The 20,750-nt window shown below is 63.8% G+C and carries 18 protein-coding genes; 9 read left to right on the top strand and 9 right to left on the bottom strand.

The features are described 5' to 3' along the window. Positions 1-3,405: an acyl-[ACP]--phospholipid O-acyltransferase gene (locus tag JQ631_RS28435; protein ID WP_212332541.1), complete on the bottom strand. Its 3,405-nt coding sequence runs from the start codon at positions 3,403-3,405 to the stop codon at positions 1-3. Positions 3,406-4,080: 675 nt separating this feature from the next. On the opposite strand from JQ631_RS28435, the gene JQ631_RS28430 reads away from it, so the two are divergent. Next, complete coding sequence (locus tag JQ631_RS28430) at positions 4,081-4,701, top strand: TetR/AcrR family transcriptional regulator (RefSeq protein ID WP_212332793.1); 621 nt, start codon at positions 4,081-4,083, stop codon at positions 4,699-4,701. Between the two features lie 15 nt (positions 4,702-4,716). Here the strand turns inward: JQ631_RS28430 and JQ631_RS28425 are convergent, their stop codons facing one another. The 3 genes from JQ631_RS28425 to JQ631_RS28415 form a co-directional block, all read right to left on the bottom strand. Further along, positions 4,717-6,024, bottom strand: a complete 1,308-nt coding sequence (locus JQ631_RS28425; RefSeq protein WP_212332540.1) for a GGDEF domain-containing protein — start codon at positions 6,022-6,024, stop codon at positions 4,717-4,719. A gap of 247 nt (positions 6,025-6,271) precedes the next feature. Continuing rightward, complete coding sequence (gene pncB / locus JQ631_RS28420; protein ID WP_212332534.1) at positions 6,272-7,576, bottom strand: nicotinate phosphoribosyltransferase; 1,305 nt, start codon at positions 7,574-7,576, stop codon at positions 6,272-6,274. Between the two features lie 181 nt (positions 7,577-7,757). After that, positions 7,758-8,684 (bottom strand): LysR family transcriptional regulator, encoded by a 927-nt coding sequence (locus JQ631_RS28415; RefSeq protein WP_212332532.1) that lies wholly within the window; start codon positions 8,682-8,684, stop codon positions 7,758-7,760. Positions 8,685-8,781: 97 nt separating this feature from the next. Between JQ631_RS28415 and pcaH the strand changes: the two genes are divergently transcribed. After that, complete coding sequence (gene pcaH, locus JQ631_RS28410) at positions 8,782-9,564, top strand: protocatechuate 3,4-dioxygenase subunit beta (protein WP_212332528.1); 783 nt, start codon at positions 8,782-8,784, stop codon at positions 9,562-9,564. 4 nt (positions 9,565-9,568) lie between these two features. Beyond that, entirely contained in the window at positions 9,569-10,195 is a 627-nt protein-coding gene (pcaG, locus tag JQ631_RS28405; protein WP_212332527.1) for a protocatechuate 3,4-dioxygenase subunit alpha, read from the top strand. A 69-nt stretch (positions 10,196-10,264) separates the two neighbouring features. Here the strand turns inward: pcaG and JQ631_RS28400 are convergent, their stop codons facing one another. Further along, positions 10,265-10,654 carry a nuclear transport factor 2 family protein gene (locus tag JQ631_RS28400; RefSeq protein WP_212332526.1) on the bottom strand — a complete coding sequence of 130 codons (390 nt, stop codon included), beginning with the start codon at positions 10,652-10,654 and terminating at the stop codon, positions 10,265-10,267. 35 nt (positions 10,655-10,689) lie between these two features. Further along, positions 10,690-11,403, bottom strand: a complete 714-nt coding sequence (locus JQ631_RS28395) for a DJ-1/PfpI family protein (RefSeq protein WP_212332524.1) — start codon at positions 11,401-11,403, stop codon at positions 10,690-10,692. Between the two features lie 124 nt (positions 11,404-11,527). On the opposite strand from JQ631_RS28395, the gene JQ631_RS28390 reads away from it, so the two are divergent. Beyond that, positions 11,528-12,478, top strand: coding sequence for a GlxA family transcriptional regulator (locus JQ631_RS28390; RefSeq protein ID WP_433995533.1), 951 nt, complete (start codon positions 11,528-11,530; stop codon positions 12,476-12,478). Between the two features lie 94 nt (positions 12,479-12,572). Next, a complete protein-coding gene (locus tag JQ631_RS28385) occupies positions 12,573-12,962 on the top strand; it encodes an SPW repeat protein (RefSeq protein ID WP_212332522.1) in 390 nt (129 codons plus the stop codon). Between the two features lie 103 nt (positions 12,963-13,065). On the opposite strand, the gene JQ631_RS28380 is transcribed toward JQ631_RS28385, so the two are convergent. The 3 genes from JQ631_RS28380 to JQ631_RS28370 form a co-directional block, all read right to left on the bottom strand. Then, complete coding sequence (locus JQ631_RS28380; RefSeq protein WP_212332521.1) at positions 13,066-15,216, bottom strand: adenylate/guanylate cyclase domain-containing protein; 2,151 nt, start codon at positions 15,214-15,216, stop codon at positions 13,066-13,068. Between the two features lie 18 nt (positions 15,217-15,234). Beyond that, a complete protein-coding gene (locus JQ631_RS28375) occupies positions 15,235-15,903 on the bottom strand; it encodes a hypothetical protein (RefSeq protein WP_212332520.1) in 669 nt (222 codons plus the stop codon). Positions 15,904-16,089: 186 nt separating this feature from the next. Further along, positions 16,090-17,220: a response regulator gene (locus JQ631_RS28370; protein ID WP_249161186.1), complete on the bottom strand. Its 1,131-nt coding sequence runs from the start codon at positions 17,218-17,220 to the stop codon at positions 16,090-16,092. Between the two features lie 286 nt (positions 17,221-17,506). Between JQ631_RS28370 and JQ631_RS28365 the strand changes: the two genes are divergently transcribed. The 4 genes from JQ631_RS28365 to JQ631_RS28350 are packed head-to-tail and all read left to right on the top strand — an operon-like array spanning position 17,507 to position 20,728. Next, entirely contained in the window at positions 17,507-17,830 is a 324-nt protein-coding gene (locus JQ631_RS28365) for an STAS domain-containing protein (protein ID WP_212332519.1), read from the top strand. After that, entirely contained in the window at positions 17,830-18,195 is a 366-nt protein-coding gene (locus tag JQ631_RS28360) for a response regulator (protein WP_092300982.1), read from the top strand. Before JQ631_RS28365 ends, JQ631_RS28360 begins: the two co-directional genes overlap by 1 nt. Further along, positions 18,192-20,267, top strand: coding sequence for a chemotaxis protein CheA (locus tag JQ631_RS28355; protein ID WP_212332518.1), 2,076 nt, complete (start codon positions 18,192-18,194; stop codon positions 20,265-20,267). The genes JQ631_RS28360 and JQ631_RS28355 overlap by 4 nt, the downstream gene beginning before the upstream one ends. After that, a complete protein-coding gene (locus tag JQ631_RS28350; protein WP_212332517.1) occupies positions 20,267-20,728 on the top strand; it encodes a chemotaxis protein CheW in 462 nt (153 codons plus the stop codon). The genes JQ631_RS28355 and JQ631_RS28350 overlap by 1 nt, the downstream gene beginning before the upstream one ends. The last annotated feature ends 22 nt before the right edge of the window (positions 20,729-20,750 follow it).

Genomic DNA, 20,750 nt, shown 5'->3' with positions numbered 1-20,750 from the left:
TTACGCGACCTCGCGCTCCGGCGAGCTCGCCTGCTCGCGGGCCATCGTCGTCGCAGTGACATAGTCGGTCTTGCCTGTGCCGAGCAGCGGCACCTTGTCGACCACCATGATCGCCGCGGGCACGGTCAGCTCGGACGCGCCGATCGCCTTGGCCTGGCCCTGCATCGCGCTGCGCTCGGCACTCTTCTCCGTCGTCAGCAGCACGATGCGCTCGCCCTTGCGCTGGTCGGGGATCGACACGGCGACCGATGCGGCCTGCGGCCACAGCGTCGTCGCGATGCTCTCGACTGCCGACAACGAGACCATTTCGCCCGCGATCTTGGCAAAGCGCTTGGCGCGGCCCTTGATGGTGATGAAGCCGGCGGCATCGATCGCCACGATATCGCCGGTGTCGTGCCAGCCCTCGGGGAGCACTTCGAGCACGCCGGGATTTTCGGCCCTGAGGTAACCGAGCATCACATTCGGTCCGCGCACCGAGAGGCGTCCGCCTTCCTCGATGCCGGGGACCGGATCGAGGCGGCTCTCCATCAGCGGCGAGAGGCGACCGACGGTGCCGGGGCGGTTGGCCATCGGTGTATTCATCGCCAGCACCGGCGCCGTCTCGGTGACGCCATAGCCTTCGAGGATGCGGATGCCGTAGCGCTCCATGAACACCTGCCGCGTGCGGTCCTTGACCGCCTCGGCACCGGCGATCACCAGGCGCAGGGTCCGGAAGTCGTAGGCATGCGCGGAGCGCGCATAGCCGGACAGGAACGTGTCGGTCCCGAACAGGATCGTTGCGCCGGTCTGGTAGATCAGTTCGGGCACGATGCGGTAATGCAGCGGCGAGGGGTACATGTAGATCGGGATGCCCGCGAGCATCGGCATCATCATTCCGCCCGTTAGCCCAAACGAGTGGAATACCGGCAGCACGTTGAACACCTTGTCATTGGCGTTGGCATCGACCCGCGCCAGCGCCTGCGCCGCGTTGGCGAGGATGTTGCGGTGGGACAGCACCACGCCCTTGGGCGTGCCTTCCGAGCCCGACGTGAACAGCACCACGGCGGGATCGTTGGCCTGGCGGGCGACGCGCGGCGCGGTGCCGGCGAGCAGGCCCTTGATTTTGTCGGCGGTGCCGATCGAGGCACGGACGTCTTCGAGATAGACGACGCGGGCTTCGGCGGAGATCGCGGCCATCAGCTTGTCGAGCTTGCCTTTCTCGATGAAGGCCTTTGAGGTCAGCACGGTCTTGACTTGTGCAGCCTTCATGGCGGCAAGGACGTTGACCGGGCCGGCCGAGAAATTGAGCATCGCCGGGACGCGGCCGATGCTTTGCAGCGCCATGAAGACGACGGCGACGCCCGCGGAGTTCGGCAGCAGCACGCCGACATTCTCACCGGACGAGGTGCCGGCCTCGAGCTTGCGGCTTAGGACCTGCGCGCCGAGGATCAGCTTGCGGTAGGTCAGTTTGGTGCCGAGCGCATCCTCGATGATCACCTTGCCGGTGTCGCGATCGCGATGGGCGTGTCCGAGCGCTTCGAACAGGGTGTGGTCGAGCATGGCGTTCTTGACCATCGCGTCGATCATGACGTCCTGGAGCGCGGCGCCCGCGGCATTGCGGCGCGCCTTGCCTTTCAGCGCCGGATCGACCGGAAGCTTGATCGGCGGCAGGATCGTCACCGTCACCCGCGGGAACCACGAGCGCTTGATCTGGCTGGAGTTGAGATAGCTGAGATGCGAACGCTGCGCGCCCTCGATGCGAACCGGCACGACCACGGCGTCGGCCTTGTCCGCGATCATCGCAGTGCCGTCATAGACCTTCATCAGCGAGCCCGAGACGGTGATGCGGCCTTCCGGGAAGATCACGACCGGTTCGCCGGCCGCAACGAGCTTGATCAGGTCGCGCGCGGCCAGCGGCTTGGTCGGGTCCATGGTGTAGTGCTTGACCACGCGCAGGAACGGCTTGGCCCACCAGGCCTTGGAGATGCCCGTATCGACCGCGAAGCTCGCATCGATCGGCAGCACGGCGTGCAGCAGCGGGCCGTCGATCAGGCTGACATGGTTGGGCGCGATCAACATGCGCGTCCCGGGAGGCGGCAGGTTTTCCAGACCGCGGACCTCGGTGCGGAACAGCGCGCGGAACAGCAGGGCGCCGAAATCGCGCACGCCTTCCTTGCCCCATTTCGTCAGCACGAACCACACGGCGCCGAAGCTCGCGACGCCGAGGCCGAGGAATATCCAGCCGACATGCAAGCCCGCTGCCTGCAACAGCGCGACGAACAGCGAGCCGACCACCATGAAGGCGGCCTGCAACACGTTGCCGGCGGCGATGATGCGGGCCCGCTCGGTCGGGGCCGACCATGCCTGCACGGCTGCAAAGGACGGAACGACGAACAGGCCGCCGCCGAATGCGAAGGCGACGAAGTCGACCAGCATGCGCAAACCCGAGAACGAGGTTGCGAAGTCGACCGCAGCGATATCGTTACCCTTTACCGTGACGCCGATGGCCCAGGCGAGGTCGATGCCGGCAAATCCCATCATGATGGCGCCGATCGGCACCAGCGCGAGGTTCGGGCGAACGTGGCTCAGGCGGGCTGCAAACAGTGAACCGATGGCAATGCCGATCGCGAAGATCGCAAGACACAGCGTCACCACGCCTTCGCTGCCACCCACGACGTCCTTGACCAGAGCCGGCAACAGCGACAGTACGATCGCGCCGACCAGCCAGAACCAGGAGACGATCACGGTGCCGTCCCACAGCCGGTGGTCGGCATACAGCGTCTTCAACAGGCTGAACGTCGAGGTCCAGGGATTGGCATCGACGGGCAGATCGGGCGCGGAGGGCGTCGTTTGCGGGATGCGGGAAGCAAAAGCCCAGGACAGCAGGGCCAGCACGACGACCGCCGATGCGACCCAGCCCATATGGGCGGAGCCGGCGACGAACTGGCCGCCGGCGACGGTGCCGAGCAGGATCGCCATGAAGGTCGCGCCTTCGACCAGCGCGTTGCCGGTCGCGAGCTCTCCGAGCGCGAGCTGGTCCGGCAACATGGAGTATTTCACGGGACCGAACAGGGCGGCGATGATGCCGAACAATGCAAGCGCCGTGAACAGCAGCGGCACCGAGTGCAGGAAGAAGCCGGCAGCGGCGAAAGCCGCCGCGAAAATCTCGGCAAATTTCAATCGTCTTGCGACGACCGATTTGACGTATTTGTCGGCGAGCTGGCCACCGAGCCCGGACAGGATGAAATAGGGGAAGATGAAGACGGCGCCTGCCACCGTCACCAGGGCATCGCCGTGGCCGGTCGCGGCGCTGTAAAGCAGGATGATGACGAGTGCGTTCTTGAGCACGTTGTCATTGAGCGCCGAGAAGAATTGCGCCCAGAACAGCGGCGCAAAGCGGCGTGACGACATCAAATCCCTGATCATGACTAGTCCTGTTTTGAAAAGGCAGCCTGAGGTTGTTATGTTGCAGGTCGAACGTCACGACCGGAAGGGTATGGGAGGAGTGATTGCAGGGCGACTGTGGTCGCCGGCCTGCCGTGTCCCCTCGGTCCCTCCGATCCTGTTGGTCTCCAAGTGATCTCGTTAGGTTCGCAAATATCGGTCGCGGCCGCGGTTCGGGCGGAAATGCCGCGCCTGTCGCATACCGCGCCGGCCAATAAGGAAAAGCTGAATCGAAGCGTCGATATCGGGCGAACCGGCCGGCTACATCCGGACATAGTGAGTCCTTTGTTGCATCCTGCCCTCGCATTCGAACGGACCAGCATGCGCCGAAGCCTCTGCTCAGGTGAGGTGAGCCAGATGACGAAAGGGGTTGAGGCGGCCGAGAATGCTGAACCGGCGGCCCTCATGGCGGGCACGGGCGCGGCTCGCCCGCCACGTCCGGAAGGTCGCGCGGCGCTCAGTGAGCACACCGGCGATGTCGCAGGCATTTGCGATGCGATCGATCGGGGCCATGACGAACCGCAGCAGGGAGCGGCCAAGGCCGGTCACGAGAGCCGCGGCGTCGTCGACGAAGGTGGAGGCGATATCAACAGCGAGGGTTTGCATTTTGCAGGTCTCCGGGTTAATTTGAACATTGTTCACATGAGTAGCTTGAAAATGAACAATGTTCAAGAAGAATCGGTGCGCGACCAAAAAAAAAGTCGGCGCCGGCTCCAGATCCTGGAAATCGCCCGCGGCATCATCGCGGGTAAGGGATTGAGATCGCTGAAGGTTCGGGATGTGGCCGAGGCCGCCGGCTGCTCCGTCGGCAGTGTCTATAACGAGTTCGGCGACTTCGATGGGGTGATCCTGACCGTCAACCGGGAGACGGTTCAGGCGCTCACGGCGCGGCTGGGCGGCGTTCCGGCCGAGGATCCCGTGCGCCAGCTTTATGGCCTGGCCGAGACCTATCTCGACTTCTTTGCCGAGCACGCCAATCTGCTGCGCTCGCTGTTCGAGCATCGGATGGAGGATGATCGTCCCTATCCCGACGACATCCTTCAGATGGTGATGGATGCCTTTGCGTTGATGCATCCGCCCTTGGTGCGCGTGCTACCGGATGCGGATGATGTGAAGATCGCGCTCTTGTCGCGCACGCTGTTTTCCGCGGTGCACGGGATCATCTCGCTCGGCCTTGAAGAGCGCATGATCGCCGTGCCGCCGCAGATGCTGCGCCAGCAGGTCACGCAGTTCCTGGACGCGCAGCTCCTGGGTCTCGGGATCCTGCCGGCGCGATAATTGCGCCGGCCGTCGTTACGCGCGAACAGCTTCGCGCGATCTTGGGGCGACGACAACGACATCCGGTTTCCCGTTGTCGACCTGAACCCGATTGCGTCCCTTTTCCTTGGCGCGATAGCAGGCGGCGTCGGCCTGACGCATCGCTTCCTCGCGTGTGGTGTTGCCGTCGGCAATGCAGGCAACACCGATGCTGGCGGTCACTGCGAAGCAACGACCGTCCCAGGCGAAGCTGAACAGCTCGAGCGACAGTCGCAGCCGCTCGGCGATGTTGACGGCGTCATAGGGCGCGCATTGCGGCAGGATCAGTGCAAATTCGTCGCCGCCGAGCCGTGCGACCAGATCATCCGGCCGACGCCCCTGCTGCAATAGCTGGGCGACCTGACACAGCAGCCGATCGCCCGCGAGATGGCCGCAGCTGTCGTTGACACTTTTGAACTGGTCGAGGTCGAGCAGAATCAGGCTGAGCGCGCCTTCGCTGCAGCCATCGAGCTCGCTCTGCAGGCGCGCCTCGAAAGCGCGGCGATTGGCGATGCCGGTCAGCCAGTCATGCGAGGCCTGGAAGGCGAGGCGATCCTTCTCGGCACGCAACGCGTCTTCGAAAGCCTGCCGCTGCAGCACCAATCGCCGGGTGTGCCAGATGAGGAGCAGGATCAACGTCATCGCGGTCGTGATGTTCAAGCAGGTCAGCGTCAGCTTGATGGTGCGTGAGCCTTCGCCGAGCACCGTCGAAAACCGTGTGGCATGCCCGGTGAATTGCCTGTTCAGCTCCGAGAGCCGCGACGACAGATATTGCAGGCGGTCGCTATCCCCGATCGGGCCGTTCTTCACTTCGCCCCGGATGACTTCGCCGAAGACACTGAGCTCCAGCAGCATCGGATCCGTGGCCGCCCATTCTCGGATTGCCTCACGGAAGAAGCTGACCTGGTGGAAATAGCGGAACAGCCAGATCAAGCCGGGGACGTCATCGGGATGGTTGCCGCCCTGCAGGAGGCCGATGCGCGCGAGCTCAACGTCGACGGGATCGCGCTCGAGTGCCCATCTCGCGTATTCGTCGCCGATCGGGACGGCGAGCGAGGTCTGGTATTGCGCGAACTGGGCGGGGTCGCCCGAATGCAGATAGAGATTGAGGAAATAGACGGCGTTCTTCTGCGAACGTGACCACATCGCCTCGCCGGCGACATAGGCGCGGACCGAGGACATCACCTCCAGGCTGAACCCCGCGATTGTCGCCTGGAGCACGACGACCATCACGAACGGCGAGACGAGCTTGATGACGTGAAGGAAGCTGCGTTCCTTCGACGACGTTGCTGTTCTGCGAAACACTCTGCGTTCCCCAAATCATTCAACGATCCCAGCGGAGCGTTCCGCTGATAACTCCAATGAGACGGGAACGGTGCTTAACTCGACCTGAAAAAGCCGAGAGACTGTCGCGCAGGGTGAAAGCGTCGTGAAACGGATGCGCGCAGATCGCAGCAAATGCCACGCAGCCGGAACACGTGTCACATCGGCGCACCAATGCTGCGAATCTGGCCTTCGCGATTTACCCGATCGAGAGGATTTCAGCTTGGCGCTACACCAACACCGGCTGGCGCACGCGGCCGGCATTGCCGAACACGCGCAGGTACCGTTCGATCTCTGAGGGCATGCCGGTCGCCTTCTCCGGATTGTCGGAGAGCTTGACGGCCGGACGTCCATCGACCGACGACACCTTGCAGACCAGCGAGATGGGGTCGAGATCGAACGAACCGTCGGGCGCGCAGCCGACGAAATCGTTGGTGAGGTTGGTGCCCCAGCCGAACGAGAGCCGCACGCGGCCGGCGAAGTGGTGATAGGTCTCCTCGATCGAGCCGACATCCATCGCGTCGGAAAACACCAGCAGCTTGTCCTTGGGATTGCGGCCCTTCTTCTCCCACCAGGCGACGATCTCTTCGCCGGCCTGGATCGGCGGCGCGCTGTCGGGGCGGAAGCCGGTCCAGTCGGCGACCCATTCCGGCGCATCGCGCAGAAACGCTTTCGTGCCGAAGGCGTCGGGCAGCGCGATCAGGAGGTTGCCGCCATAGGTCTGGCGCCACTGATCGAGGATGCGATACGGCGCCCAGCGCAATTCCTCGTCGTCCCTGGCGAGCGCGGCTGCGACCATCGGCAGCTCGTGGGCATTGGTGCCGATCGCCTCGAGATCGTTGTCCATCGCCAGCAGGACGTTGGAGGTGCCGATGAAGGCTTGGCCGAGGCCTTCCTTCACGGCCTCGACGCACCAGCGCTGCCACAGGAAGCCATGGCGGCGGCGCGTGCCGAAGTCGGAAAGCTTCAAATTCTCCAGCCCGCGCAACTGCTCGACCTTGGTCCACAGCTTGGCCTTGGCACGGGCGTAGAGCACGTCGAGCTCGAAGCGGCCACGGCCCTTCATCGCCGAGCGCGACCGCAATTCGTTGAGGATGGCGAGCGCCGGAATCTCCCACATCGTGGTGTGGGTCCACGGCCCGTAGAAGTGCAGCTCGTATTGGCCCTCGACCTTGCGCAGCTCGTATTCAGGAAGGCGGAAGTCCGCGAGCCAGCGGATGAAGTCCGCCGAGAACATGTGGGTCTTGCCGTAGAAGGTGTTGCCGGCGAGCCAGATCAACTCCTTCTTGGTGAAGCGGATGGTCCGGGCGTGATCGAGCTGGGCACGCAGCTCCCCCTCGTCGATGATTTCGGCGAGCCGCACATGGCGCGAGCGGTTGATCACCGAGAACGTCACTTGCTGATCCGGGTACGATTCCCGAATCATCTGTAACATCAATAACTTATAGAAATCGGTATCGAGCAGGCTGCGGATGATCGGATCCAGCCGCCAGCTGTGATTGTAGGTTCGGCTCGCAATGTCGGTCACTGTCATGGCCGAATTCTAGCGTGGCCGCCCGCGCGCAACCAGTGGGTTTGGCGAGGGGCAGGCCACCGCCGCGGCAGTCAACGAGCACTATCGTTACCGGCGCTGAAGCAATTCCTTGGCCCAGTGCACGCTCAGCACGTCCTTGCAGATCAGCCAATGAACCTCGGTTCGCGCTCGGCAGGTCAATTCAGGCAGTGGCGGTCGCCGCCACCGATTCCAATTGTGCGCGGACCCAACGATGCGCCGGGTCTTTCTGGTAGCGCTGGTGCCAGACCATGAACATCGGCAGTTCGGCCAGCGTGCGGGTGCGTGAGGGCAGAGGTATCTGCGCATGCGCGAAGCCGTGCATCACGCCGGAGGCGAGCAGGCTCGGCATGCTCGCGAGCATTTGCGAGCCGCGCAGGAACGACGGCACGCCGGAGAAGCTCGGCACCGAGATGGCGATGTCGCGGTGGAAGCCGTTGGCCGCGAGCCGGCGGTCGAAGTCGAGCCGCTCATTGTCGGTATAGACCACGGTGATGTGTCGGGCTGCGAGATAAGCGCCGCGGCCTGATGGTGCGGCACGCACCTTGGGATCGTAGTAGCAGGCGTAATGATCGCTCAGCAGCCGCTTCTGCACGATGTCGACGCCGGACGGCGGCAGTGGGGTAATCAGCAGATCGCAGCGATTCTCGCGCAGCACGGCGGGCGAGGGCGATTGCGAGGGGATCACGCGCAGGCTTAGGCTTTGCACCTGCGAAGCGACATGGTCGAAGAAGTGCGGGAGCAGCAGGTCGCGCTGGAAATCATTGGCGGCGATCGTCAGCGACAGCTGCGCGCTCGCCGGCTCGAAAGTGACGCCGCCGGCGAAGCTGCGCATCTCGTCGATCAGCGCGCGCGCCTTGGCGGCCAGGGCTTGGGCATGGGCGGTCGCGACAATGCCGCGGCCGGACTTTGCGAACAGCGGGTCGCCCGCGATCCGCCGCAGCTTGTTGAGCCCATGACTGACGGCCGATTGCGTCAGGTCAAGGCGTGTTGCGGCCGCTGTGACCGAACCTTCCTCCAGCACTGCCAGGAACAGTTCGAGAGCGTGGCCGTCCAGCGCCAAATGATCGATTTTTCTCATGTAATGCATTATAATCGATCTATTTATTTGTGGAATAGGCTGGCCCATGATCTCGCCAACACGCAGCGCCCGAAACCGGTCGCGGCCACAGGGAGAGACAACGCCGATGAATGTCCAGGCGCCAGCCTTACGGGAGCCCCGCCTCAATCGCCCCGAGCCGTTTACCCCGGGTGACGGCGGGTTTTTTCAGCGCGACCGCACCATCCATCCGCCGGCATATGCGCCTGGTTACAAGTCTTCGGTGCTGCGCTCGCCGCGCCAGGCGCTGCTGTCGCTGGAGAACTCGGTCTCTGAGATCACGGGGCCGGTGTTCGGCCACAACGATCTCGGGCCGCTCGACAACGATCTGATCCGCAACTACGCCAAGGACGGCGATCCCGTCGGCGAGCGCATCATCGTCCATGGCCGCGTGCTGGACGAGAGCGGACGCGGCGTGCCGAACACGCTGGTGGAGTTCTGGCAGGCCAACGCCGGCGGCCGCTACCGGCACAGGAAGGACACGTACCTGGCACCGGTCGATCCCAACTTCGGCGGTTGCGGTCGCGCGATGACCGACGACACCGGCTACTATTATTTCCGCACCGTGAAGCCCGGCCCCTATCCCTGGCGCAACTTCGTCAACAGCTGGCGCCCTGCCCACATCCACTTCTCGGTGTTCGGCTCGGGCTTTGCGCAACGGCTGATCACGCAGATGTATTTCGAAGGCGATCCTTTGATCCCGGTCTGCCCGATTCTCACGACGATTCCGGACAAGGACGCACTCGAACGTCTCGTGGCGCCGCTGGATCTCAACGCCTCGACCCCGCTCGACTCGCTCGCCTACCGCTTCGACATCGTGCTCCGCGGGTCACGCTCCACCTATTTCGAAAACCGCACCGCAGGAAACTGAGCTCATGCCGCAGCAGCTCAACTATCTCAAGGAAACCGCCTCGCAGACCGCCGGGCCCTACGTCCATATCGGCCTGATTCCGGCCATGGCCGGCTTCGACATCTTCGAGAAGAATTTTTCCAACGTTCTGGTGACGCCGAACACACGAGGCGAGCGGATCACGCTTGAAGGCAGGGTGCTCGACGGCGGCGGCTCCCCGCTGCGCGACGTCCTGCTCGAGATCTGGCAGGCCAATGCGGCAGGCCGCTACAATCATCCGGCCGATCGTTCTGCCGGCGCGCTTGACGCGGATTTCCGCGGCTGGGGCCGCGGCGGCTCCGATTTCGAGAGTGGGCTGGTGACCTTCGAGACCATCAAGCCGGGCGCAATCATCGACCGGGCCGGGCGCAAGTGCGCGCCGTACGTCGACATCTGGATCGTCGCGCGTGGCATCAACATCGGTCTCAACACACGGCTCTATTTCTCCGATGAGGAGGCTGCCAACGCTACCGATCCCGTGCTCAACCTGGTCGAGCCGCCGGTGCGTCGCAAGACCTTGATCGCCGCGCGTAGCGAGCGCGAGGGCAAGGTGGCGTATTCCTTCACAATCAATTTGCAGGGTCCGGACGAGACGGTGTTCTTCGACATCTGATTGGTCCCGTTCAAAATGGAGCGGCCCCACCCGGAGGTGGGGCCGCTTTTGTCGTTGCGGTCGGTGAAACTAGAAGCCGGTCGGTCCCACCGCGCCGATCCAGTGCTTCACCTTGGTGCGATCCTTTTCGTCCATATAGAAGAAATGGACCATCGTCGGTCGCACGGGCGCGATGTTGGGATCGTCGAAACGCATCGCGACCTTGCCGTGGAAGATCTTGAGCTCAGGGCTATCCCAGAACTCGACGACGTCGTGGAGCGCTGTAAAGCCGCGGTCGATGAACTGCCGCAAATTGTTGCGGATCGCCTCGCGGCCGTGCCAGTCGGCAACGCCGAGATTGCAGATGGCATCTTCTGCGAAACAGTCAAAGCCCTTGCCGAATGTCTTGTCGTCGATCTCCTTCCACATGGCGAGGAGCCATTCCGGCGGGGCGGTCTTGGTGAAGGTTTTCGTGCTCATGGTCTCTCCCTTTGTTGAGTGTCTGACGTCGCGGATCAGAGATTGGAGGTGGCGATCCCGAGCTTCGCGGCGATGCGCCGGGCGGTCGCCTCGCGTTGCGCGGTGATGTCGGCCACGGCACGCCTCGCCTGATCGAGGATTGCGCCCGGAGCGCGCTCCGGCGTGCCGCTGTCGAAGGGCGGTTCGGGCGCATACTGCATGTAGAGCTGGATCGCACGGGCTACGTCGTCGCCGCGGAGCTCGGCTGCGAGCCGCAGGGCGCCGTCGATGCCGGCGGTCACGCCGGCGGCAAAGATCCAGGTCCCGTCGACCACGACGCGCTCGTTGACCGGAACGGCGCCGAACAGTGGCAGCAGATGAAATGAAGCCCAATGGGTCGTCGCCCGCCGTCCGCGCAAAAGCCCTGCCGCGCCGAGGAGCAGAGCGCCGGTGCAGACTGAAAAGATATTGCTGGCGTCGGTGGCCTGCCGACGGATCCAGGCGAGAACTTCCTCGTCCGCCATCAAGGCCTCCTGGCCAAAACCGCCGGGCACATGAAGCACGTCGAGCCGGGGTGCATCTGCGAGCGTCGCATCCGGTACCAACCGGAGACCCCTGACGTCGCGCACCGATGCGGGCGTCCTGGCGTAGATGCGATAGGTCGCGTTGGGAATGCGCGACAGCACCTCGAACGGGCCGGTCAGATCGATCTGGTCGATACCGTCGAACAGCAGGGATCCGATTTGCAGATGCGTCTCGTGCGGGATCATGGGCGGCTCTCCAATTCGACTGGACAGCAGCAACATAACCAGCCAGGCTTTGGCGCAAATGCCAAAGACCCCTCGCTTTTCGCCAAACCCCACGTCGCGTGCTGCACGGGACCCCGTGCGTATCATCGAAGTACTGGCCTATCCGTCGGTGCAGTTGCTCGACGTCACGGGGCCACTCCAGGTGTTCGCGACCGCCAACGAGCAGATCGTGGAGGCTGGTGGAGCGCCGCCTTACGTCCTTCGCGTGGTGGCGAAAGACCGCGCGCGCGTAACGGCGTCGTCAGGTCTCGAGATCGCAGCAGAGCCCCTCCCGCGCGGCAGCAGTGGGCTGGACACATTGGTGGTCGCTGGCGGTCCGGGTGTCGATCGCGCTGCTTCCGATCCGGCGTTGCTGGACTGGCTGCGGCAACGCGTCAAGAAGGCTCGGCGCGTGGCGTCGGTCTGCACCGGCGCATTTCTGCTCGGTGCATCGGGCACACTCGACGGACGGCGCGCGGTGACTCATTGGTCGTACTGTGCCGAGCTTGCGAGACGCTTCCCGGCCATCCGCGTGGAGCCAGATCCGATCTTCGTGCGCGATGGCGCGATCTGGACCTCGGCAGGCGTGACCGCAGGCATCGATCTGGCATTAGCCCTGGTGGAGGAAGATCTCGGCCGCACCGCGGCCCTGGCAGTCGCGCGCTATCTCGTCGTCTTCCTGAAGCGACCGGGCGGGCAGGCGCAGTTCAGCGAGGCGCTGTCGCTGCAATCGGCCGAGGACGAATTCGGCGCGTTGCACCAATGGATCAGCAAGCATCTTGCCAGCGATTTATCCCTGTCCAGACTGGCGCGCGAGGCCGGCATGAGTGAACGCAGTTTCAGCCGCCACTACGCGAAGGCTACCGGGCTAACGCCGCTTCGGGCCATCGAGCGGCTGCGAGTGGAAGCTGCTCGGCGGATGCTCTCGGAGACGCGCTTGCCGGTGAAGCGGATATCCCAGCGTTGCGGCTTCGGGTCCGAGGAGACCATGCGACGAAGCTTTCTTCGCGTGCTCGCCACGGCGCCGCAGGACTACCGCCGTCGCTTCGGTTCCTGAGTGAGACCAAAGTCTAGGCAGGAGATCACTGCCGGTCGGGAACCAAATCGCCTCCCGATCTTTGCTCTGACAGGTTCCCCGCGGAGTGTTTGCCATGAGCAAGCTGCAAGAGCGCGAAACTGTCCCTGATGTCTACAATCTGTTTCTCGCGGCCGTCCTCTTCATATCGCCTTGGCTGTTCAAGCTGACCAACAGTGAGGGCAAGATCGACCTCTGGGTCACAAGTGCCGTCATTGTCGTGCTCTCGCTGGCGGCTATCATCGCCTACCGGGACTGGGAGGAATGGATCAACGTCCTGATGGGCGTCTGGCTCATCGCGTCGCCCTGGCTGCTCGGATTTCCGCATACGCGGGCGATGCATCTGAGCATCGGCTTCGGCGTGGTCATCGTGTTCCTGGCGCTGCTCGATCTGTTCCTGCACTACGAGAAGCGGCACCCGGAGGAAACTCCAACGGAATCTGTGCGGGAGAGCGCGCACCAGTAAGGCGCGGATCAGCCTTCATCGCCATCGAGCTGCGCGCGAAGGCGCGCGGGGGCTGCAGCGCTTGCCCGCAGAGAAATATGTCGGCTTGCGCTTCTTCGAGCCGCTACTTCCCTTCCAGCTTATTCACCGGCGTCCACTCGGCCGCCGGCGGATTGGCCGCCAGGGCTCGTGCACGCTTGGCGAAATATCCGCACGGCGGATCGTCGCTGGCGGCGCTTTCGAACAGTTCGGCCGCTTTGGTGAAGTCGCGCACGCGCCAGCAAGCAAGGCCCCTGGCATAGGTCGCCGCGCGAATGCCTTGCTCCCGCGTCTCCTGGTTCTTCCCGGCGAGCGGTTCGTACACCCTGATCGGCTCGTCGCGTCCCTGCACCTTGACCATGTCGAGCTCGCGCCAGCTGTAGGCGCTACGGCTCTGGTTCACGGTTGCCTCGGAGGCCATGATCACGGTGCCAAAATATTTGTTGGCGCCTTCGAGACGCGAGGCGAGGTTCACGGTGTCGCTCATGACCGTGTAGTTGAAGCGCCGCCGCGAGCCGATATTGCCGACCACGGCTTCGCCGCTGTTCAGCCCGATTCGATGGGCGAGGCCGCGGCCCCGGAATGCGGGATGGCTGCCGTTGAGCTCCTCCAGGCGATCGCGGCATTGCAGCGCCGCCGCGACCGCGTGCTCCGCATGATCGGGATCGTCCGCCGGCGCACCGAACATGGCGACGATGGAATCGCCGATATATTTGTCGACATAGCCGCCATGGCTTTCGATGATGTCGGTCATGGCCGACAGATAGTCGTTCATCAAAGCGACCAGCTCGTTCGGCGTCATCTTCTCGGCGATCGAGGAGAACCCGCTGAGGTCCGAGAAGAACATGGTGATGTTGCGCATCTCGCCGCCGAGCGCGGGCATCTTGCCGGAGGCGACCATGCCGTCGATCACCTCGGGCGCGAGATAGAACGCAAAACTCTTGCGCAGGAAGCGCTCCTCGCGGTCGGCGATGGCGAAGCGGTAGCCGCCCATCATCGTGAGGGCTGCGAGACCCGAAAACACGGGCTCGGTCAGGGGGAGGGCAAGCGCATGCACGAACGTGCCGACGGCGGCGGCGGTATAGGCCGCGGAGAGTGTGAGCCAAACGATCAGCGCGCCGCTCGGCGCCAGCATGCAGGCTGCGCAGGCAACGATCGCCGCGAACATGATCGCCATCAACGCCCGCAGCGGAAAGCCGAGCTCAGTGACGGCATCGCGTTCGAGCAAGTTTCGGATAGCTGTGGCATGGACGAAGACGCCCGCGACGTCGTTGCGCGCCTTCTGCGCCGCGCGTGCCGGCGCCGGCAGGGCGCACCGCGCAGCTGGCGTCCCGTCATATCCGCCGGCGAGCCGCATTGCCGTGAGCTTGCGGTCCTCGAAATTGAGGATGGTGCCGAGCAGGACGACCTTGCCGTCGAAGGCGCGGTGGAAGAATTCGGTGTCGCCCTTTTCGACGCAGGCGCGCAGGTCGGCGAAGGAATAGGCTGGGATGTCGCGGCCCATGCCGCGGAAATTGAGCGTCAGCGTGTTGGGCACCGCGCTCGGGACAGCATAGCCGGGCATGATCGTTGCGGCAGGTGGTTCGGTCTCCGGCGGTCCGCCACGGGCACGCGCGGCAAGCTCGACGGCCATCGCCGGGACCGGCTTGCCACCGATCGAAAAGCTCAGCGGCATGCGCCGGATGACGTCGTCAAGATCGGTGTGAACATTGAGGGCGCGGACATTGTTCTTCACTGCAAGCCGCTGTGCGGGGAAGGGCGCGTCCGGATGGTCGTTGCTCAGGACCTCGCCGAGCACGAGCTTGCCGCTGTCGGATAGCTTGCGCAGGGCGATCAGGTAATCCCGGTCAAATCCCCTCACGCGGCTGCCGAATGACGTATCGCCAAAGGGAATTTCCGACTGCTCGATCGAGCTCGGAAAGATGACGTCGAATCCGATGACCTTGGCACCGCCCTCGGTGATGCTGCCGAGCACCCGGCCGATCTCGCGCGTCCAGGTTTGCGTCGGCGACCCCCTGAACGGCGGCGTCTCGTAGGTCTCCCCGTCAATGGCAATGACGACGACTGGCGACGTTGCGGGATCGCGGTGGTCGCCGATCAGTGTCCAGCGCAAGGCCGTGAGAATGTCGAGTGAGAGACCTTGCAGTCGCTGAAACGGCGGAGACGTGAAGGCCGCACCAGCAACGAGCGCAATCAGGATCGCCGCAACGATGTCCCGCCTGCCGATCCGCCGCATCGTTGCTGTCGCGGACGTCTATTCGAGCCGCAGCAGACGGCCGACAATCGGCGTCGGCGATGCGGTCGCGCTGGCGTCGACCTGGAAAGTGTAGCGCTTGGTGCCGAGCTTCGCGAGATAACTGCCGCCCGGGGTCAGCGACTTGCCGGCTTTCGAAAGGTCGTAGAATTTTTTGGCGACCATGATGTCATTCTTGAGCGGAAGGGTGATCGTGGGCTCCTTGCCGTCGGTGCGTTCGATCACCAGCGTGCTGCCGCTCTTGGCCTGAATCAGCGGCGCGACACCGTAGATCGTCGGCAGCTTGGCCGGAGCGCTGTTGGTGTCGGCCCGCACGCTGCGGAACGTGGTCGCCGCGCTCTGGTTCGCCTCGCGCTCGGAGAGCTGCACGGCGTTGGCATCGCACGGGACTTTGACGCGCGTGATGTTGCCGAGCTGCACGGTGCTTTGCTCCGCGCCGACCAGCACGACGCCGTCAGTGATGGTCTCGCGCAGGCAGGATTTCAGATAGCTCAGCGTGATGCCGGCCTTGGGGCCAAGCTTGATGATCTTGCCGGGCGCCACGTAATCCATGAATTCGATGCCGTCGACCTTACCCTGCACGTCCTCGACGATGGCGGCCGGCGTCTCGGCAATGGCCGGCGCGCTAAGGCAGAACACGCCGACAACGGCGCCGATCAGGCTTCTCATGGTTTTTCTCGTTCCAGTTCGAAGGATTGGGAGACTGATCCACGTCTCGGCGGGAGGGTATCAGGGGATGGTCCAGGCAAGTGTGATCAGAATCACTCTCAGTATTGGTGTACCCTAGCAGGATCAGGTTCAAACCTGTGATGGCAAAAAACGGCGCCGCGGCCAACGGTGGCTCCATGCGTGCCGTCAGACGGTTTCCGGCGTGTGGTCCTGGTCCCTCGGGCTCCCGGCCGCTCCTAATATAATGAGTTCGGGGGCAGTCCCGGACGTCTGCAACGACGGCGCTGCCCGACCGGTGGCGATCGCCACGACCTCGTTCCAGCGCGATAGAAAGGCGTCGACGCAAGCCGGGTCGAACTGCCGTCCCTGATTCTCGACCAGATAGGCGCGCGCGGCGTCCAGCGGCATCGGCTCCTTGTACGGGCGTCGCGTTGTCAGGGCGTCGAAGACGTCGGCGACTGCGACCACGCGCGCGGCGACAGGGATCTCGCCTGCTTTGAGGCCGTTCGGATAGCCGGCGCCGTCCCAGCGTTCGTGATGGCCTGCGGCAATCTGCGCCCCCAACTGGATCAGCTCGCAACTGGAATCGGCCAAGATCCTCTCGCCGATCATGGCGTGGGTGCGGATCACCGCCATCTCGTCGTCGGTCAGCCTGCCGGGCTTGAGCAGGATCTTGTCGGGAATGGCAACCTTGCCGACATCGTGCAGGGGAGCTGCGAGATAGATGTCACGGCAAAGTCGGGCAGGGAGGCCAAGCTGCTCGGCGATGATCCGGCTGTAGCGGGCGACCCGCAGCGTGTGCTCGCCGGTGTCGTTGTCGCGATATTCGACCGCGAGTGCGAGCCGCAGGATGATCTCCTCTTCGCGTTCGCCGAGCTTGCGTGTGGCGGCAGCGACTTCGCTCGCCAAATGCGCAGCGCGATCATTGAGCTTGCGTACGGCTGCACCAAGCTGAATCAAATTCCGCAAGCGCACCGTCATCTCGACGCTCTGCGGTGCCTTGGGCAGGAAATCGGTTGCACCTGCCTGCAGCGCCTGCATTTTGACGTCGTCGGTCTGCCGCGACGTGATCATCGCGATCGGAATATCGGTGCATCCCGGCAGTGTGCGCAGCGTTCGGATGAAGCTGATGCCGTCCATGTGCGGCATTTCGTAGTCGACCAGCACGAGATCGAACACGCGTTCGCGCGCGCAGGCCACCGCCTCGACGGGATCGAGGAACGTGGTGGCCTCGACGAGGCCTTCCGCTTCGATATGACGTTTCAGGAAATTGAGGACGGAGCGGCTGTCATCAACCAGAAGCGCTTGGGTCAGCATCGGCGGCCGGACTCGTTCGGATGGCGAGGCGTGATCTCAACGAATAGTCCCCGTGATTTAACGTGGAGCAAACATTCATGCCGCGTCAAACCGCCTCAACGTTGCGCGCAGCGCATGAGATTTAAGCGGGGCATGCACGTTTGCATGCTTACGCGAAGTTCCTGGGAATGTGACCCGTAGTTGTACGGGTGGCTCCATTAGGGTTTTGCATACTCTCCCACACGAATAGTCATCGCACGGGATTCGCGCGATGCGTGCAGTGAATCCCGGGAATTTTGGGGGACGAATGTCGTCTGATGTCACTGAGCCGAAGTGGTCCCTACGGCTGCCTGCAGATTGCAGCATCGCTGCGATTCGGAATGTCTATGACCTGATCCGCGAAGCGTTCGGCCGGCAGGACCGGCTCGAGATCGATTGTTCCAGCGTCGACAAGGCCGACGTGACCTCGATCCAGCTTCTGCTGTCGGCTGCCAAGACTGGCGACGCTCAAGGCCGCCCGGTGGTCCTGACTTCCTTTTCCCAATCTCTGCGCAACACCCTTCGTCGCGCCGGCTTCGCCAGCGAGGCAATGATCGATCAGCACTTCCCGCAAAAGAAAGATGGCATCTAATGGCCACGATTCTCACGGTCGACGATTCTCCCAGCATCCGGCAGATGATCAAGGTCGTGCTCGAGCCGGCCGGTCACAGCGTGATCGAGGCTGGTGACGGCGCGCAAGGCCTCGCCAAGGCGCAGGCCGGCAAGCTCGACCTCGTCATCACCGATCTTAACATGCCTGTCATGAACGGGCTGGAACTGATCAAGGCGCTGCGCAAGCTGCCGAGCGCTGTCGGTATGCCCATCGTGTTCCTGACCACCGAGTCCAATGACACGGTGAAGCAAGAGGCCAAGAGCGCCGGCGCCACCGGCTGGATCACCAAGCCGTTCAAGCCCGAGCAGCTGCTCGCCGTCGTCGCAAAGCTGGTGCGCGCATGAACGCGATGGACCCGACCGAGGTCTTTCGCCAGGAAGCCAGCGAACTGTTCGAGGTCCTTGAAGGGGCCCTGCTCGACCTCGGTCAGCGTCCCGACGATCGCGAACTGGTCGATTCCGCGTTCCGTGCCCTGCACACGATCAAGGGCTCGGGTGCGATGTTCGGCTTCGACAAGGTCGCCTCCTTTACCCACGAATTCGAGACGGCCTTCGATCGCGTCCGCAAAGGCGAGATCAAGCCGACCCAGGAACTGATCTCGGTCGCGCTTGCCGCCAAGGACTATATCCGCGCCCTGATCGAGGCTCCGCAATCGACCGACGACATCATCGGCGAAGCCATCCTCGACGATCTCAAGCGCTTCGTGTCGTCGGATCAGCCCGCCGCTCCGATCGCCGTGATGGTCGAAGCGCCGCCGCTGGCTCCCGTCGAGAGCAAGCAGGCCGGCTGGCATCTCTACCTGGAATTCGAATCCCATATCCTGCGCAACGGCTCGAACCCGCTCGATCTCCTCGAAGATCTCTGCAAGCTCGGCCCCTGCTTCGTCGTGCCAATCACCGACGGCATCCCGTTCCTCGACGAGATGGAACCGGAAGACTGCTATCTGAAGTGGGACGTCAAGTTGCACGCGGCCTGCGACAAGGATGCGATCGACGACGTCTTCATGTTCGTCTCGGACGAAATGAAGCTGACGCTCCTGCCGCTGGAGCAGGTCGAGGCGCCCATGCCGGCGCCGCTGTTCCAGCTGCTCGACGAGGAACCGGCCCTGGCGATCGAGATGCCCGCGCCGGTCGCTGAGGTTGTTGCTGTGCCCGTCGTCGCGCAGCCCGTCGCAAAGCCAGAGCCCAAACCCGAAGCAAAGCTGGAACCGAAAGTCGAAGCCAAGCGCGACGATCGCGGCATTGCCACCGTCCGCGTCCAGGCTGAGCGCCTCGATGAGTTGATGGACCGCGTCGGCGAGCTCGTCATTGCCCAGGCACGGCTGACCCAGCTCGCCGCCTCCGGTTCTGATCTCTCGATCAAGATCATCGCCGAGGAAATCGAGCGTCTGGCCTCGTCCTTGCGTGACACCACGATGGGCGCGCGCATGGTGCCGATCGGCTCGCTGTTCGGCCGCTTCCGTCGCCTGATCCACGATCTGTCGCGCGACCTGTCCAAGCCGGTCGAGTTCGTCACCTCGGGCGAGGATACCGAGCTCGACAAGACCATGATCGAGTGCCTGGCCGATCCGCTGGTGCACTTGATCCGCAACGCCATCGACCACGGCATCGAGGACACCGCGACCCGCTCCGCCAACGGCAAGACCGAGCAGGGCCGGATCGAGCTCGCAGCCGTGCATTCCGGCGCGCAGGTGCTCGTCACCGTGAAGGACAATGGCGGCGGCCTTAACACCGCCCGCATCCGCGCCAAGGCCGAAGAACAGGGCCTGATCGCCGCAGGTGCCGTGCTCTCTGATCACGAGATTCACCAGTGCCTGTTCCACCCGGGCTTCTCGACCGCGCAGACCATCTCCGCGCTGTCCGGCCGCGGCGTCGGCATGGACGTCGTCAAGCGCACCATCGAGAACATGCGCGGCTCGATCGACCTGTCGACCAGGCAGGGCCAGGGCACCACGGTCACGCTGCGCCTGCCGCTGACGCTCGCGATCATCGAAGGCCTGCTGATCCGTGTCGGTGAGGGCCGCTACATCATTCCGCTGTCGGCAGTGGAAGAATGCATCGAGCTGACTGCCGAGGACGAACGCTCCCGCGGGCGCAATTTCCTCAACGTGCGCGGCAATCTCGTGCCCTTCCTCCGCCTGCGCGAAATCATGTCGGCATCCGGTGCGCCTGATCGGCACCAGAAGACGATCATCATTTCAACCGGCGAGACCCATGTCGGCCTCGTCGCCGACCAGATCATCGGCAACCACCAGACCGTCATCAAGTCGCTTTCCAAGCTGCATTCGGACGTCACGATCTTCTCCGGTGCGACGATCCTGGGCGACGGCACAGCGGCGCTAATCCTCGATGTCGCGCAGCTCGTCACGCTGGCGCAGTCGAAGGTCGAGAAACAGCACATCAGCGAGGCGGCGTGATGACCGACGGATTGGCAGCCGAACACCAGGCCGACGCGATGCAGGTCGTCATGATCGGGCTCGGCGAGGAGAAATTCGCGCTCGACGCCGGCCTCGTGCGCGAGATCATCGATCCCGTGCCCGTGACCAGGGTGGCCGGCGCGCGTGCTTTCGTTCCCAGCGTGATCAACGTGCGTGGCAATGTCATTCCGCTCGCCGATCTGCGCATCCGCTTCGGCATGCCGCAGCCGGAAGACTCCGCGGATACGCGCATCGTCGTCATCGAGATCGAGCTCGACAATGAGCCCGTACTGGTCGGCGTCACCGCCGACAAGGTCTACGAGGTCACGGAGATCTCGCAGACCGACGTGCAGCAGACGCCGCGCGTCGGCATGCATTGGAAGCCGGAGTACATTCGCTTCATCGCGAAATGGCGTGAAGAGTTCGTCATCGTTCCGAACATGGAACGCATTCTGAATTGAAAACGGGGTCTCGGGCGAGATC

The sequence above is a fragment of the Bradyrhizobium manausense genome (assembly GCF_018131105.1).
Classification (GTDB): domain Bacteria; phylum Pseudomonadota; class Alphaproteobacteria; order Rhizobiales; family Xanthobacteraceae; genus Bradyrhizobium; species Bradyrhizobium manausense_B.
The sequence above is the reverse complement of the archived record's forward strand: the minus strand, read 5'-3'. Positions and strand labels throughout refer to the sequence as shown.

Bases quoted from the DNA above. Each gene is read 5' to 3' on its own strand.
- JQ631_RS28430 (WP_212332793.1), top strand. From the start codon at position 4,081: ATGAACAATGTTCAAGAAGAATCGGTGCGCGACCAAAAAAAAAGTCGG.
- JQ631_RS28355 (WP_212332518.1), top strand. From the start codon at position 18,192: ATGAACGCGATGGACCCGACCGAGGTCTTTCGCCAGGAAGCCAGCGAA.
- JQ631_RS28385 (WP_212332522.1), top strand. From the start codon at position 12,573: ATGAGCAAGCTGCAAGAGCGCGAAACTGTCCCTGATGTCTACAATCTG.
- JQ631_RS28395 (WP_212332524.1), bottom strand. From the start codon at position 11,403: ATGATCCCGCACGAGACGCATCTGCAAATCGGATCCCTGCTGTTCGAC.
- pcaH (WP_212332528.1), top strand. From the start codon at position 8,782: ATGAATGTCCAGGCGCCAGCCTTACGGGAGCCCCGCCTCAATCGCCCC.
- JQ631_RS28375 (WP_212332520.1), bottom strand. From the start codon at position 15,903: ATGAGAAGCCTGATCGGCGCCGTTGTCGGCGTGTTCTGCCTTAGCGCG.
- JQ631_RS28370 (WP_249161186.1), bottom strand. From the start codon at position 17,220: ATGCTGACCCAAGCGCTTCTGGTTGATGACAGCCGCTCCGTCCTCAAT.
- JQ631_RS28350 (WP_212332517.1), top strand. From the start codon at position 20,267: ATGACCGACGGATTGGCAGCCGAACACCAGGCCGACGCGATGCAGGTC.
- JQ631_RS28360 (WP_092300982.1), top strand. From the start codon at position 17,830: ATGGCCACGATTCTCACGGTCGACGATTCTCCCAGCATCCGGCAGATG.
- JQ631_RS28365 (WP_212332519.1), top strand. From the start codon at position 17,507: ATGTCGTCTGATGTCACTGAGCCGAAGTGGTCCCTACGGCTGCCTGCA.
- JQ631_RS28435 (WP_212332541.1), bottom strand. From the start codon at position 3,405: ATGATCAGGGATTTGATGTCGTCACGCCGCTTTGCGCCGCTGTTCTGG.
- pcaG (WP_212332527.1), top strand. From the start codon at position 9,569: ATGCCGCAGCAGCTCAACTATCTCAAGGAAACCGCCTCGCAGACCGCC.
- JQ631_RS28415 (WP_212332532.1), bottom strand. From the start codon at position 8,684: ATGCATTACATGAGAAAAATCGATCATTTGGCGCTGGACGGCCACGCT.
- JQ631_RS28400 (WP_212332526.1), bottom strand. From the start codon at position 10,654: ATGAGCACGAAAACCTTCACCAAGACCGCCCCGCCGGAATGGCTCCTC.
- pncB (WP_212332534.1), bottom strand. From the start codon at position 7,576: ATGACAGTGACCGACATTGCGAGCCGAACCTACAATCACAGCTGGCGG.
- JQ631_RS28380 (WP_212332521.1), bottom strand. From the start codon at position 15,216: ATGCGGCGGATCGGCAGGCGGGACATCGTTGCGGCGATCCTGATTGCG.